The 1,238-nt window shown below is 76.8% G+C and carries 1 protein-coding gene and 1 pseudogene; both read left to right on the forward strand.

From position 1 onward, the window contains the following. Window positions 1-190: pseudogene (locus H5J30_RS36140) on the forward strand (DUF2752 domain-containing protein); the annotation flags it as partial. Window positions 191-341: 151 nt separating this feature from the next. Then, on the forward strand, window positions 342-1,151 hold the full coding sequence (gene trpC, locus H5J30_RS34180; protein WP_181791700.1) for an indole-3-glycerol phosphate synthase TrpC: 810 nt from the start codon (window positions 342-344) through the stop codon (window positions 1,149-1,151). Window positions 1,152-1,238 lie beyond the last annotated feature (87 nt).

Consider the following 1,238-nt stretch of genomic DNA (forward strand, 5'->3'; position numbering starts at 1 on the left):
GCCGGCCGGGGCCCGGCCCCCGGCGGCGCCCGTGCCGCGGGGCGCGCCGCGGCGCGCGGGCGCGGCGGCCCGGTGGCGCCGCCGCCGGCCCGGAATTTCCGTGCGGTCGCCGGGGGTGGCGCTGTTCGCGCTGGTCGCGGCGTTTACGCTGCTGCGGAACCTGTCGTTCGGCGCCGTGCTGGGACCGTAGCGGCAACCCGTCCGGCCCGTGGGACGGAGAAGGTCCGGATTCGGGGCTTCCGCCCGGTGCCGGATACCATCGCAGTACCCGAACAGCCGCCCGTCGGCGGCCGGCGCCCGCGCCGGCCGGCACCGGCGCCAGCAGAAAGGGGTCCGCTCGCGTGAGTGTGCTCGACGAGATCATTGACGGCGTGCGCGAGGACCTCGCCGAGCGGCAGGCCCGCGTCGGGCTCGACGAGCTGAAGGAGCGCGCCGCCAGGGCCCCCCAGGCCCGTGACGGCGTGGCCGCGCTGCGCGGCGACAGCGTCACCGTCATCTGCGAGGTCAAGCGCTCCAGCCCGTCCAAGGGCGCGCTCGCGGCCATCGCCGACCCGGCCGCGCTCGCCGCGGACTACGAGGCGGGCGGCGCCGCCGTCATCAGCGTCCTGACCGAGCAGCGCCGCTTCGGCGGCTCGCTGGCGGACCTGGAGGCCGTGCGCGCCAAGGTGGACGTGCCGGTGCTGCGCAAGGACTTCGTCGTCACGGCGTACCAGCTCTGGGAGGCGCGGGCGTACGGCGCCGACCTGGTGCTGCTGATCGTCGCCGCGCTGGAGCAGGACGCGCTGGTCTCGCTGGTGGAGCGGGCCGAGTCCATCGGGCTCACGCCGCTGGTCGAGGTGCACGACGAGGAGGAGACCGAGCGCGCGGTGGCCGCCGGGGCAAAGATCATCGGCGTGAACGCGCGGAACCTCAAGACCCTTGAGGTGGACCGCGGCAACTTCGGCCGGGTGGCCCCGGAGATCCCCGACCGCATCGTCAAGATCGCCGAGTCCGGGGTGCGCGGGCCGCACGACCTCATCGCGTACGCGAACGACGGCGCCGACGCCGTGCTCGTCGGCGAGTCCCTGGTCACCGGCAAGGACCCGCGCGCGGCCGTCGCCGACCTCGTCGCCGCCGGCGCCCACCCCGCGCTGCGCCACGGGCGGGGCTGACGCGCCGGTGACCGTGCGAGTCCAGCCACCTCCGTCCGGCGGCCCCGCGCCGCGGGACGCGGCGGTGCTCTCCCACCGCCCCGGCGG

The organism is Streptomyces phytophilus (assembly GCF_013870535.1).
Classification (GTDB): domain Bacteria; phylum Actinomycetota; class Actinomycetes; order Streptomycetales; family Streptomycetaceae; genus Streptomyces; species Streptomyces phytophilus.